We start from the raw sequence: 14214 nt of genomic DNA, 5'->3' as shown, positions 1-14214 counted from the left end.
TTCAATAAAAAATCAAGGCTCAAAAAAGAGCAATGTGAAATTTTATAATTATCCCTCATAAACATAAGTCGAATTATTTACTTAAAAATCAAATGAAGAAATCATACGAAAAACTAGATAAACTTTATGAGAAAGGAACTGATGCTTGTAGTTTTATTCGCGATGTTATTGACTTCATGTCAGAAAGAGTCTAAAAATGAGGTTAATGCAAAGTCGGAAAATAATGTTTCGATTGATAAAGAAGTAGGTGTTGTAAAAAGCCAACTAAAAAAAGGTTCAAAGTCAACGGTCGGAGACGGAGTAGATTTTCAAATTCAATATGCCGATGCTGATGTAAAACTGGAAGAACAAATTGTAAAGGATATATTGAAACAGCATGGTTTCAGGTTTTTAACAAAGGGAGAATTCCATGCGAAAATTAAAGAAGTATTTAAATTTCAGATTGATAATGCATCAGAAGAGCAATATTTTTATATCAATGCAATAAATCCTTGTAGTAAAGAGATTGCTTATTATAAAAATAATTTTTTCAATTATGATGGAGCGTTTATTTATCAAAAAAGTAGCTTTATCTCTCCTTTGTTTGCGATTCCTGAGTTGGTTGATTATCAGTATAAATTTCCTGAGCTGGTTTATTTTGAAGAAAAACTTCCTTACGATTACAAAAACAGCAACGGAGATGTGATAACGATTAAAAAATGGATGGATGAAAAAGATTTGGCTCAGAAAAGAGATGAAAATATTAAATCTCTTGTTGCCAGAAATAAATACCTTTTTAATAACAGTGAACCCGATTTTCTTTGGTTGAAAACCAATGACGAAGAGTTTTTAAAATCCTTGGTTAAATCTTTTGGATATGTAAATGATCCTGAACTGTTAACCTTTGTTTTGCACACTGATTATAAGCATCCGGATGAGCTCGAGAAAATACTTTGGAATAAGCGGTGTAGTGGAGAAGTAGTTTTTAATAAAGAAATTATTGATGTTATTTCTCACTCAAAACCATATGAACAAAGCGAATATCTTAAAGCCATTCAGGAGTATATTGTAAAAGAAGTTTTGAATAAAAAGTCACCGCTTAATTTCTCAAAAAAAGCCGAAATTTTGGGTAAACTCGCTTATTATGGAGAAACGTTAGGTGAAAAAGTAGGGTTGCAGTATCAATTTTTCAGTTCTTTGAACTCTATTGACGGAAAAGAATACGAAAAGGAGTTTAAAAAGAACAACTATTATAATATTTCAGATTTCAAAAGAGTCTGGAACGAAACCAAAATGGGGGGAGTTGCTCTCTTAGGAATAGAAAAAAAGGACTTTTAAAGTCTTTTTTTTGTTAGAAATTCTTGAATTATTTATAAACCAAAAACCCAAAAATATGATTGTTCATTTTATTCTTCCTGGGGAAACTCTTGAAAGTATCTCTGAGGATATAAAATTAGAGAATCCCGAATACTTGAAGGAATATCATAATAAATACTGTTCCAGATTAGATTATATTGAGAATGACTTGGTTCCCGGAAAAAAACTTTTGATTCCTGATGTAACTAAAGTTGTTGAGTTTAATGCCAAAAATGATGCACTCTTCAAAAGCTCTGTTCAAAATCCTAAAATAGAGTTTAATCCTGAAAATCTGCACAAGAGATATTCTTTTGAAATTCTTGAAACCAAAGAATATGAAAAAAGTATTACCGGCAATATTTTATCTTTTGAAATTGATGTAAAATGGATGGGTAAGGAAAATGAAAATCATATTTTCCATTTATTTAAAAATAAAATTTCGAGTAATAATGATTCTAAAATGACCGATTTGGCAATAGAATGTATTCAGTCTTTAGGTGAAATTATTATCAAAACGAATTTAAAAGGAGAATTGAAAAGTATAAGTCTTTCAAAGGAAATCACAGACGATTTTTCGGCTATAAAAGAAAGATTAAAAGATTTGTTTCCTGGTCAGTATGCAGCTATTTATCTTGATGAATTTGAATATGTTGTTCTTAATGAAGAGCTTTTTAGTAAAAGAATGAAAGAAGATACATTTATTAAAACTTATTTTGCAGCAATAAGAAATGATTTCAAGGATGGTAAATCTCATTTCAAACAATTGATTTCAGATGATATATTTCTGGATATTGAGCAAAAAGTTAAAAATGATGATTCACAGGAGCTGGTTCTTTCACAGAATGGGTATTCTGAGGAAAATAAGACAGATTATAAAGGAAAATATATTCTTGAACAAGAAAAAGGTATTATAAAAAGGGCTGAAATTTATTATTCAACTCATCATGTTGGTGAAAAAAACTTTACTCGTCTTATTATTGATTAATTGTCTTAATGTTTTATTAATAAAGGGTTTTCTGGTGTGTTTTAAATCATGTATCGTAGAATTACGACATCAAATCGTAGAAATACTACAAAAATTAAGATTGCTTATTTAAAATTTTTAAAACTGATTTTGCCGTTTTATCTTTGTCTCATAATCAATCACCAAATCACAAAATATTAACGATTAAAATTTACGAAAATGGCAGCAAATTCAAGAGGAATCTTAAAATTCAACGGAGGAGAAGGTCAGAAATTATTAAAGCTAAACTATAGCGTATCCAGATCTACAGATGTATCGGGAAGAGTAGCTTCAGATCCTTCAAACGCTCTTATTAAGCTTACAATTGAAGCAACAGAGAAATCTGATATTCTTGAAAGTTTATTAAACGGGAAATATAAGCCAACACAAGGAGAAATCACATTCAACAAATCTCACGAAGAAGGCACATTGATTACTTTGAACTGGGAAAACGGATATGTAATTCAGCACGAAGTAGACTTTGATGCAGTAGACGAAAACAGTATGCTAATCAGCTTCGTAGTAAGTGCAGAGAAAATCAACTACGGAAATGCAGCTTATGAAGGTCTATGGCCTGGAGCGTAAGATTCAAAGATTAATTCAAATAAAAGACTGTCCCGGAAAGGCGGTCTTTTTTTTCCACTTTACGATTGAAGTGTTGTTCAAATATATTATTATATCACATTTTAAAGACATATTTCGTATTGTCAAAAAAAACTAATATCTTAGTATTCAATTAAAAATTTTAATGATACTTAATTGGTTCTTAATTAAAAATTAACCAAATCGTAATCATTAAAGAACACACCAACACCAAAAGATATTATTAATTTGAGAAAAATACAACAATGGGAGTACTCGTAACCAATGAGACAGTGAAACAGCTTTTTCATATCGCTCAGTCTATCGCTAGGGAAAACTACAACGCAACTTACGGAGCACCACATATTTTACAGGCATTAATGCATAAAGATATCGGTCTTAATGAGTTTTTGAAAAGTATTGATAAAGATCCCGGCTATTTCTATGAATGGGCAGATGTTCGTATTGAAGATTATCCTAAAAATACACATTTACCCGATGAAGTGGGTGAAGATGAATCTGTAGATAATATTGTAGAAGAAGCTGATGACATTCGATTAAAATTAGGCTTGGATGAGATTACTCCGATCTGTATTTTAACGGCTATTGTGAAGCCTCAGGTTGCTTTTTCTTTGCAACAGCTCAAGTCTTTACCTCTTAGGGAACACGAAATTTTCAATTTGTACAGAAAAGATACTCCATATGAGAGCTCTGAAAATGGAGATTTTTCATCAATTTTTTCAAATGGTTCAGATTATTCAGATAATTCTTTTCCTTCCATTAAAAATTATTGTATTGACAGAACAGCACAAGCAAGAAAAGGAGAGCTGGAAAATATTATAGGAAGAGATAAAGAGCTGAGAATGCTAGTTGAGATTCTTTGCCGAAGAACCAAACCGAATGTAATTATCATTGGAGAACCGGGAGTTGGTAAAACGGCTTTGGTAGAAGGCTTTGCAACAGAAATTATTAAAGGAAATGTTCCTGAAATGCTTAAAAACGGTACTCTTTTAGAATTGGATACCGGAGCTTTATTAGCTGGAACTTCTTATAAAGGTGAAATCGAAGATCGCCTTAAAAAAGTTATCAACGAATGTAAAAAAATTGAAAAAGCAATTCTTTTCATTGATGAAATTCACACACTTCTAGATTCGAAAGGAAGCATAGGAAATGTTGCCAATCTTTTAAAACCTGAATTGGCAAGAGGTGAAATTACCGTAATCGGAGCTACAACTCAGGAAGAGTATAGAAAAATTATAGAACCTGAACAGGCATTTAACCGTCGTTTTGAAGTTTTAACGGTACTTGAACCAGATGATAAAACCTGCGTAAAAATGATTGATGTTTTGTTGGAAGGTTATAAAAAACACCACGGAATTGAAGTTGAAAAAACTGCTCTTCCGGAATGTGTTCGTCTGGCGAAAAGATATGCAAAAGGTAAGAAATTACCGGATGCCGCAATTGATTTGTTGGATAGAACAATGGCAGCAATCAAAATGCTTGATGAGCTTTCAGAAAAGGAATTGGAAAGTTGGAAAACCAGCTATGATGAAATACTGAAGGAAGAATTTTTTGATGAAAAAGATAAAGCAGACGAATTAATCTGGATGTATAATTTGTTGAGGGACAAAATTAGTCCGATTTTATGGGGTTCTTTGAATGAGCAACCTCAAATTGACAATTCTATGCCTGTAAACGAAATTCAAAAAATTATTGAAGCGACCTATGCTGAACTTTTGCAACATGCAGCCAAAAAAAGAGAAAAAGTTGACCGATTAGAATTAGCGGCCGTGATGGCAGCGAAAACCAATATTCCGATTGGTAAAATTCAGGCTCAGGAAAAAGAAAAACTCCTTAACATGGAATCTCTTTTGCTGAAGAGAGTAGTGGGACAGGATCATGCGCTTAAAATTCTTTCAGACGCTATTGTAGAAAACCGAAGCGGACTTAATAAACCAGGACAGCCAATCGGTTCATTCTTCCTTTTAGGTCCTACAGGAACAGGGAAAACGGAGTTGGCAAAATCTATGGCAGAATTACTTTTCAATGATGAAAAAGCGATGGTACGTTTTGATATGTCAGAGTTTAAGGAAGAACATTCTGCCGCACTTTTATACGGTGCTCCTCCGGGATATGTTGGTTACGAAGAGGGAGGTATGCTTGTCAATAAAATAAGACAACAGCCTTATACTGTAGTTTTATTTGATGAAATTGAGAAAGCTCATGCATCTGTTTTTGATGTCTTTTTACAGATTATGGATGAAGGAAAAGTTCATGATAAATTGGGAAAAGAAGGAGACTTCAGTAATGCTTTAATCTTATTTACCTCAAATATCGGAAGTGAGGAAATCGTAAAACAATTTGAAGAAGGCAAAATACCTGAATCGAATTCTTTAATGCAGATTATGTCAAATTCAGGACGGTTCAGACCGGAGTTTTTGGCAAGAATTACAGAAATTATTCCGTTTGCACCAATCACTGAGTCTATTGCTGAAAGAATCTTTAATATTCAATTAAAGTCACTTCACAATTCTTTAACGAGATTAGGAATTACCCTTACTATTTCTGATGAAGCGGTTAAAAATCTTGCATTAGGAGGGTTCAGTAGTAAATATGGAGCAAGACAAATTTCGGGAGTAATTAGAGCGCAATTGGCAAGACCGATTTCCAAAATGATTGTAAGAGAAGAAGTGAAATCCGGACAGACAATTCATGTAGACTGGAACAAAGAAGAGGAAAAATTGAGCTGGAAGGTAGATTAGTTAAATAAAGGAGGATTTATTTATGAGTTCGCCTAAAAATATTAATAATGCAACCCAATCTCAAAAATATTTTACTAACTATAGTTTTTTTATCGTGTTCGCATTTTGTGAATGCACAATTTCTTTCTGCATCTGATACTTCGCAAAATAGTGTGAAAAAGTATCAGAGAATTATTAAATCAAATAAAGAAATTGTTGATTTTATTGAATACTCTCTTGCTGAAAAAGGTTTGCCAAGACATTTACGGAATTTAGCCTTAATTGAATCTCATTTTAACAGAAATATAACTTCTAGAGCCGGAGCTGTGGGAGTTTGGCAATTTATGATTTCTCATGCAAATCAGTATGGGCTTTCAGAACAAAATCGTAACGATTTGTATAAAAGCACAAAAACGGCAGTGGTTTCCTTGTCAAACCTTTACAAAAAGTATAATAATTGGGTGACAGTTGTTGCTGCCTATAATTGTGGTGAAGGAAATATTGCAAAGGCTATGAATACAGCGGGATCTTCACAGTATCATGTTTTTTATAAATATTTGCCAAATGAAACAATTAATCATGTTCAAAAATATTTGAATGCAAGTTTTGCAACAGGAGAGCTACAGGCTGTTTTAGAAAATTATAATTCATCAAGAATAAATACTGTCTTTTTAACGGGTTCAAGAGCAAAAAAACATAGTTCTAATTTATCTGAAACAGATATTAATGCAGGATTTAACTTGAACATTATTGCAGATGAATTAGATGTTGAAATGCATGAAATTCTTGCATGGAATCCTGGAATTAATGAAGAACTCCAAAGCAAAGGTGAAAGTACATTGTATTTGCCAACAGATTTGATGCCCGATTTTTTATTAAGAAAAACCAAAATTCTTTCCCGTTCCATAAAAGAAGGAAATACAATAAACACCAAACAATAAATCCAATCACACTAAGAGATAATGTTTAACCTATCCAAATCACAGGTAATATGAAAACAGAATCACAAAATATACTGAAAAATCCTTCATTCCGTCCGTCACAGAATGCAGACGGAATATCCCAAAGTCTTCACACCGGAATCAACAGACTGGTAAAACTTTCTTTGGTTATTGAAGGTAAGGTTATTAAATATTATAAGCACTTTAAGCTTACGCAAAGTACAAGGCGTCACCATGAGTTTTCTCTTACGTTGGCTCACGATGTTTTGGGAGACAGGCAAACCCATTCTCTGGAAGAGGTAAATAAGTTTTTGGGAAAACGTCTGACGGTTGTTATTTCTTATAAAGATATTGAGAAAAGTCCGGAAAGAACTTTTGTAGGAGTAATTACAGGAGTAGGTTTCAGTCAGGAGAAAATGAGTTTGGGAAATATCGTTTTGTCCGGTTATAGTCCTACAATTTTGTTGGACGGAGCTCCTCATATTCAGAGTTTTGGAGGTGATCAACCTGTCAATATGGGAATAATTGCCGAAACGGTAATAAAACAAGGGATTGATAAAAGCCGATTTGATATAAGAATTGATACCAATGATTATTCTCAAATCATATACAGCAGCCAATATAATGAAACTCATTATAATTACTTAGCGAGAATGGCGGAAGCGTATGGCGAGCAATTTTATTATGATGGAGAAGTTCTTCATTATGGTAAACTTCCAACTCAAAATAAACCGATAAAATTAATCTATGGAAGTAATGCCAATGATGTAAAAGTTGAATTAAAAGCAGTTCATACAAGACCTCAGTTTTACGGATACAACAGTAGTAAAAATGAGAGACTGACTTCTGGAAAAACTCCAATACAACATGCGAGTGATTTAGCTAAAACGGCTTACTCCCACAATGATAAAATTTATAAAACTCCTGCGCTTCAGGTAGCCCCGATTAAAGCATCCACCCACCTTGATGTAGAATATTCTCAGAAGAGTGCTTCTGGAAGTGAAGCTGTAAATGTGTTTACATTATCCGGAAATACAACAGTTCCTTTTTTGCATCCAGGATGTGTTGCAGATGTTCAGATGAGAAAGCCTGACACCAATGAGAGTGCTTATTTTACCAAAATAATGATCACAGAAGTTTCTCATGAGGTTGATACAATCGGTCATTATAAAGGAAGTTTTGAAGGTATTGCTGCAGATACAGGATTTTTACCTAAACCTGAATTCGTTGTTCCTAAAGCTGATCCACAAATTGCAACCGTGATTTCTAATGCAGATCCTGAAGGACAGGGCAGGGTACAGGTGAGATTTGATTGGCAAAATAATGATACTACCCACTTTATAAGAATGATGAGTCCAGATGCGGGAGGGACAGATCAGGTGACCCAAAATAGAGGCTATGTTGCTATTCCTGAAGTTGGAGATCAGGTGATGGTGAACTTTGTTCACAGTCATCCTGACAGACCTTTTGTAATGGGAGGAATGTTTCATGGGCGGGTCGGACTTGGAGGGGGAGCCGATAATCGTGTAAAATCTATTATGACCAGAAGCGGACATAAAGTGATTTTTACGGAAGATGAGAGTATCATTATTACGGATAAATCAGGAAATGAAATTCATCTTGATACGACAGGAAGTAATATTACCATTACAGCTCCCGAAACAATGACGTTGAATTGTAAGAATATGAATATCAATGTTACAGAGAATATGAATACCAATGTTGGGATGAATCAAGCTGATATAATAGGGATGAATAGAAGTCAATCAATAGGACTGAATACAACTCAAAGTGTAGGAGGGATGAAAATGACTGCTGTAGTGGGAGATACAAGTATGTTTATTACCGGAAAATTGATGGAGGTTATTGAGGGTGATGTGCATAGTGAGACAAAGAAGGAGAGAAATGAAGTAAGTGAAAAAGACATGAATATTCAATCTGGCAAATTTGTTCATAAACATGCACAAGAGGAGGTGCAAAATAATAGTGGAGAAATATCAAAAGCCCATTAGCTATGAGCAGAACAAGAATTGTAAAAGGTACTTATACCAAGATTTCTCAAGAAGGCCATAGCATGTACTCCAATTCAAATATTATAACCCATGCAGGAGCTTCGGTTACAGAAACAGGGGAGAAGAGTGGGGTAAGCTATGGAGATCCAAAAAGTCCTCCGGCAGGAGAAATTAAGGCAAAGTGTATTGTTATGTTCAGACCTCACGCCAATTGGAGTGGGGAATTTGGTTTTGATTGGTTAAGAGCAGGAGATACAGGAGTAAAGGGAGATGTCTGGTATAAAAAAATTGTGGGAAAGTATAAAAATTCTACCACAAAAGTGCTGCAACAGATATATTCAGGCGGCACTTTTTATGAAGATACAGTGGAATATGATAAGCTTTTAAACAAGTTTAGCAATATGACGATTTTTTGGAAGCCCAAGGTAAATAAGAAAACATATCTCTATCCTGTTCCTTACATGACAATTTATAAAGGGGATACTCAAAAATTAACATTGAAAGTTGAAATTGAGGAAAAACCTAAAAAGCTTACCCTAGTACATCTTAAAAGTAAGAATGATAAAAATGATTACTTTAAGTTTAATACCGATCAGATCACCATTAAAAAAGGGAAATATACTCTGGATAATTTTCTTGAGATTACCTGCTTAAGATCATTTAATTCGGATCAGATGATCGAAGTGTGGGCAGATGATACAGTATGTGGTAAGATAAAGATCCTTGCAAATGATGTAGCTCATCAAAAGCAAGGAAGAGTATTGTTTATAAAAGTTATTTCAGCATCAGGAACAGGGAGTACAACAGGAGAAATGGAAAGACTGAAAAAATATATGAGGCAGGCATATATCAATGTTGATATTAAAAACTTAAATATAAATCTTTCCAATGATCCTAATTTTATTCCAAAGCTGAAGAGCAACAGAGATATTCACCAATATCTGGATGCTAAGCTAAGAACTGCTAAATTTCCGGATGGTAGTGTGGTAGGAAACAGATATGATAGCTTTTACAGGGTTTACTTTATTTCTGAGGTGATACAGCTTGGTAACGGTGGTTATCTTTTGGGGCAGGCTCAGAATATTCCCTCAAAAACTGTATTTGTATTGAATCTGAAAGATACAGCTACGACCGCAGGAGTACCCTTTGAATCTGTAAAAACAACGGCTACCCATGAATTACTTCATGCCATCGGTCTATATCACACATTTGATAATGACAGTCCGCTGACATTCAAGAAATTCAATACGGATAATATTATGGACTACTATTCCCAATCTACAAATATTATAGCAAAACAAACCTATAAATGGCAATGGGATATCTTAAAAAAAATGATTTAAGTATGAAGATAATTTTTGTATGGCTTTTACTATCGTTTTTTAGCTGTAGTAACGGTAATAAAGAAAAGTTGGTTTCAAATCAGAATATAGCATCACCAATAAACACTAATGTACAAATGATAAAATTTGATATTGCAAAATATGAAGCTAAAATAAAAGCAGATCCCTCTTACGAAGGATATACCAAAGACAGTAATGTTTATGTTAAACAGTATCATATTAGTAAAGATGGATATGTAGAAGAGACTTATAACAGAGATATTGTTCAGAACTATGTAGAAGAGGTAATTACCCAAAATAGATTCAGGGATATTTATATGTTCGACAATACAGGTATACTGCAATCCGTTAAACATTATTTTGGAAATAATTTGGAGATCGGAGAATGGATATACTATAAGAATGGGACTATTGTGAAGACAGAGGATAAGGATAAAAATTATGCGTTTGACTTGAATAAGGTGTTACAATATGGTAAAGATAGAAAAGTAGATTTTACTAAAAATGGGGATATTTCAAGATCTCAATCCAAGCAATACAATGCCTATATTTGGGAACTTAACTGGAATACCGGAAAAATAGCAGCGGACGGAGAATCTTATTTATTTAAAAAGGTAATTCTTAATGGGAATACAGGTGCAGAGTTGAGTTCAAAAGAGTACTATTTAAATCCGCTCGCACGCTAGAATTGAGTTTATTAAGATTTAAAATATAATAAAAACTCAATAATCATAAAATAGTTACGGAAAATCAAGAGATCATTCAACCATGACGAGGAAGAGAATTGTAAGAATATGAATATCAATGTTACAGAGAATATGAATACCAATGTTGGGATGAATCAAACCGATATAATAGAGATGAATAGAAGCCAATCAATAGGACTGAATACAACTCAAAGTGTAGGAGGAATGAAAATGACTGCTGTAGTGGGAGATGCAAGTATGTTTATTACCGGAAAATTGATGGAGGTTATTGAGGGTGATGTGCATAGTGAGACAAAGAAGAGTAGAAATGAAATTTCTCATGATGATATTGAAGTTTCCTCTCAAAAAAGCATTAATAATAATGCTCAGATTGAAGTTAAAAATAATAGTGGAGAGAATAGTAAAAATCATTAATTATGTCTCGGACTAGGATTATTCATGGTAAATGCACAAAAATAATTGGTGAAAACTATAATGTTTTTGCTGAAGGTAGTATTTTATATAATGCTAATTGTGAGACAAGAGATAATGGCTTAGAAAAAGGGGTGCATTATGGGGATTATGAAAAGTTTGAAGAAGATATTAGCGAAGATTTTGAATTAAAATTTTCATTGAAAAAAGATAAAACCTATTCTACAGTGGTTCCTTTTGGAATTTTAGATTTCAATGGTAATTATGAAAATGCTAGTTTTGTTTTTGATTATTCATTAATGCTTGGTAATGTAGACTCAGTAGAGTTTAAAATTCTAAATGAAGATGGTACTACAATTTATGCAATTACAAATTTGCCAGAAGTGGTGATATCTTCTAAAAAAATTCCACTTCTTATGGAGGATATTATAAATAAAAAACCGAGGTATGATCCTCTAAATCCGCATAAAACGTGGGACTGGAAAAGTGTTTTTGACCCTTATAAAATAACAGCTGGTGATTATACAAAGATTGGATCATATGTGATTTTTTGGGACGGCTTTGACAACAATGGAATTTTTGATAGTAAAAATTTTAACAATAAAAAACTAAAAGCGGTAATTACAGCAACTAAAAAAGGTGTAAAAAAAACAAAAGAAGTAGAGTTTACAACACAATATAAAGAAGTAGATTGGGTAGATGTAAAGATTGACAAAAACAATAAGAAAATTGATACAACACTAAGAGTTAATCTAAAGGATGGTGGAGCTAACGGTATTGATTGTATAGAAAGAGATATAGATCCAGAACCTAAGTTTAAAGTTGCTGTAACTAGCTGTCCTTGGGATAAAATTCCGACTTCTAGCATTACCCCTTCTCAACCTGTGATTAAATCTAGGACAAGAAATTTTCAAGACTTAGAGAAATTAGCAATTAACGGTATAAATTATCATTGGGGAAGAAACAAAAACCACATAATAGCGAAAGATGTTAAAATAGTAGGAGAACCTTATGAAGTTTATGTAGATTCAATTAATACGGAAGAAAATTCAATGGATGATGTTAGTCTTATTTATAACACGAATGGAAGTTGGATGCGCTCAGGAAATCCAGGTACTGCTACACTTAATCCTATTTCTTGGGTAGGAAATCTTGTTTCAAGAGAAGCTGTTTGTTATAATGTAGGGTATATAAAATATTCAAATGGATGGGGGTATGTTATTGAAAAAGATGAGGATATTAATTTTAAAGAAACTTCAGCTCATGAAATTGGGCACGAAATATTAAAATCTTATGGGGGAACTGTATATTCTTATGGGCACAAAGGAAGTGTAAATGTTGTGACACAAAGTAATAGTGATCAGTCAACAAACTACCCTATAAGTGGAGAAATTGATATTATGCCATATTACAAAAATTATATTCCCATTAATGATAGAAAGAGAATGGTTGCGGCAGAAAGTGATGTATTAAGTTTAATTTGGCTAACAAAAATTATTATAAAATAAATTATAAATGAAAAGCATAAAATATTTAGGTGCTATCATATTACTTTGGTCTTGTTCGGCATCAAAAAATTATGAAGGTTATATTTTTAATAATCAAAAAAAACCTGTTAAGAACATTAAGGTATGTGAGCAATATACGACAAACTGTATAACCACAAATGATAAAGGTTTTTTTATACTGAAAAAAGACAATACCTCTATAAGAAATTTAGTTGTTTTTTCTAATAATAAACCTATTGATACAATCAGAACTGTTTGGAGTCAACACGGAGAAAAAATAAACTATTCATTTATTGAGGGTAAAAAAGATGCATTGTTTCTGAAGAGTTATAATCAATAGAAAAAGGTTAATAAAAGAACTTATTAGAAATATAAATTATATTCAATTAATTGTTTACGGCTTAATAGGTTTTTTATAGCTTTATTAATCAATTTTATTAAGAATTTGATTTTTAGGATTAAAAATCCATTCTAAAATATAATGAAATACATCAAAACTCTTATAATATCCATAATTTGTTTAGTATTATTATTTATTACCTCGTATTTTTCCATGCAAGATTACTCCGAGAGTCCGGCTTCGTCTTGTCTGGATTGTAATTATGCTACAGATGTCCTGTTTTTCTCATTCTTAGGAACGGTATTGCTTACTATTTTGTTATTCATTATAAAGAAACTTATTAAAAATAAACTAGCAGTTTCTGTGGTTGTGACTATTGGTTTTTTAGTCATGACAATAATGATTAATCATAGCCTTTTTGTGGATAGAGTATCTTCTTGGAGTACTTTCTCTTTCAATGAGGAAATAGCATATGTTATTAGAGAGTCATATTCTTATATAATTATTGCTTCGGTTTTGTTCTGGATTTCAATTATAAAGTTGAGGATTTTTAACTAGTTTTATTGTAATTGAATTCTAAAATTTTAATAAATCGAATTAATAATTTATCTTAAAAATATCTTAATATTTCCCATTTTAGTGTTAAATTTAATTTGTTATGTGTTTTTAAATTTGATTTAATTAATTGATTTTAAGGTTGTTGTTTGATTATTTATTTCGCTTATAGTAGAATTACTACATGAAATCGTAGAACTACTACAAAAAATAAGATTTATGTTTGATTATTGCCAGGTTAAAAATAGGTAGTCTATCTTTGAAATATCAAATCAACCAAATCACAAAATATTAACGATTAAAATTTACGAAAATGGCAGCAAATTCAAGAGGAATCTTAAAATTCAACGGAGGAGAAGGTCAAAAATTATTGAAGCTAAACTACAGCGTATCCAGATCTACTGATGTATCGGGACGAGTAGCTTCAGATCCTTCAAATGCTCTTATCAAACTTACAATTGAAGCAACAGAAAAATCTGATATTCTAGAAAGTTTACTAAACGGAAAATACAAGCCTACACAAGGAGAAATCACATTCAACAAATCTCACGAAGAAGGAACATTGATTACTTTGAACTGGGAAAACGGATATGTAATTCAGCATGAAGTAGACTTTGATGCAGTAGACGAAAACAGTATGCTAATCAGCTTCGTAGTAAGTGCAGAGAAAATCAATTATGGTAATTCTGCTTACGAAGGTATCTGGCCTGGAGCATAACCTAAAATTTACAATCAT

13 protein-coding genes are annotated in these 14214 nt (G+C 32.4%); all 13 read left to right on the top strand.

What is annotated here, in order from left to right; genetic code table 11:
* Nucleotides 1–126: 126 nt before the first annotated feature.
* Complete coding sequence (locus OH806_RS09160; RefSeq protein ID WP_264743368.1) at nt 127–1317, top strand: hypothetical protein; 1191 nt, start codon at nt 127–129, stop codon at nt 1315–1317.
* Between the two features lie 55 nt (nt 1318–1372).
* Nucleotides 1373–2320 (top strand): hypothetical protein, encoded by a 948-nt coding sequence (locus tag OH806_RS09155; protein WP_264743367.1) that lies wholly within the window; start codon nt 1373–1375, stop codon nt 2318–2320.
* Between the two features lie 198 nt (nt 2321–2518).
* The gene (tssD, locus tag OH806_RS09150) at nt 2519–2923 is read left to right on the top strand and encodes a type VI secretion system tube protein TssD (RefSeq protein ID WP_264743366.1); all 405 of its coding nucleotides are present in this window, start codon (nt 2519–2521) and stop codon (nt 2921–2923) included.
* Nucleotides 2924–3186: 263 nt separating this feature from the next.
* Nucleotides 3187–5682 carry an ATP-dependent Clp protease ATP-binding subunit gene (locus OH806_RS09145; RefSeq protein WP_264743365.1) on the top strand — a complete coding sequence of 832 codons (2496 nt, stop codon included), beginning with the start codon at nt 3187–3189 and terminating at the stop codon, nt 5680–5682.
* Between the two features lie 107 nt (nt 5683–5789).
* Nucleotides 5790–6602 carry a lytic transglycosylase domain-containing protein gene (locus tag OH806_RS09140; protein ID WP_264743364.1) on the top strand — a complete coding sequence of 271 codons (813 nt, stop codon included), beginning with the start codon at nt 5790–5792 and terminating at the stop codon, nt 6600–6602.
* Nucleotides 6603–6652: 50 nt separating this feature from the next.
* On the top strand, nt 6653–8614 hold the full coding sequence (locus OH806_RS09135) for a type VI secretion system Vgr family protein (protein WP_264743363.1): 1962 nt from the start codon (nt 6653–6655) through the stop codon (nt 8612–8614).
* A 2-nt stretch (nt 8615–8616) separates the two neighbouring features.
* Complete coding sequence (locus OH806_RS09130; RefSeq protein ID WP_264743362.1) at nt 8617–9957, top strand: zinc metalloprotease; 1341 nt, start codon at nt 8617–8619, stop codon at nt 9955–9957.
* A gap of 2 nt (nt 9958–9959) precedes the next feature.
* Nucleotides 9960–10643 carry a hypothetical protein gene (locus tag OH806_RS09125; protein ID WP_264743361.1) on the top strand — a complete coding sequence of 228 codons (684 nt, stop codon included), beginning with the start codon at nt 9960–9962 and terminating at the stop codon, nt 10641–10643.
* Nucleotides 10644–10751: 108 nt separating this feature from the next.
* On the top strand, nt 10752–11078 hold the full coding sequence (locus OH806_RS09120) for a hypothetical protein (protein ID WP_264743360.1): 327 nt from the start codon (nt 10752–10754) through the stop codon (nt 11076–11078).
* Nucleotides 11079–11080: 2 nt separating this feature from the next.
* Nucleotides 11081–12583, top strand: coding sequence for a hypothetical protein (locus tag OH806_RS09115; RefSeq protein ID WP_264743359.1), 1503 nt, complete (start codon nt 11081–11083; stop codon nt 12581–12583).
* Between the two features lie 7 nt (nt 12584–12590).
* On the top strand, nt 12591–12923 hold the full coding sequence (locus tag OH806_RS09110; protein WP_264743358.1) for a hypothetical protein: 333 nt from the start codon (nt 12591–12593) through the stop codon (nt 12921–12923).
* Between the two features lie 213 nt (nt 12924–13136).
* Nucleotides 13137–13481: a hypothetical protein gene (locus OH806_RS09105; RefSeq protein ID WP_264743357.1), complete on the top strand. Its 345-nt coding sequence runs from the start codon at nt 13137–13139 to the stop codon at nt 13479–13481.
* Nucleotides 13482–13791: 310 nt separating this feature from the next.
* The gene (gene tssD / locus OH806_RS09100; RefSeq protein WP_264743356.1) at nt 13792–14196 is read left to right on the top strand and encodes a type VI secretion system tube protein TssD; all 405 of its coding nucleotides are present in this window, start codon (nt 13792–13794) and stop codon (nt 14194–14196) included.
* The last annotated feature ends 18 nt before the right edge of the window (nt 14197–14214 follow it).

The sequence above is a fragment of the Chryseobacterium oryctis genome (genome assembly GCF_025971925.1).
In the GTDB taxonomy this organism is placed as follows: Bacteria; Bacteroidota; Bacteroidia; order Flavobacteriales; family Weeksellaceae; genus Chryseobacterium; species Chryseobacterium oryctis.
Note: the sequence above shows the minus strand (reverse complement) of the source record. Positions and strands in the feature narration are given on the sequence as shown.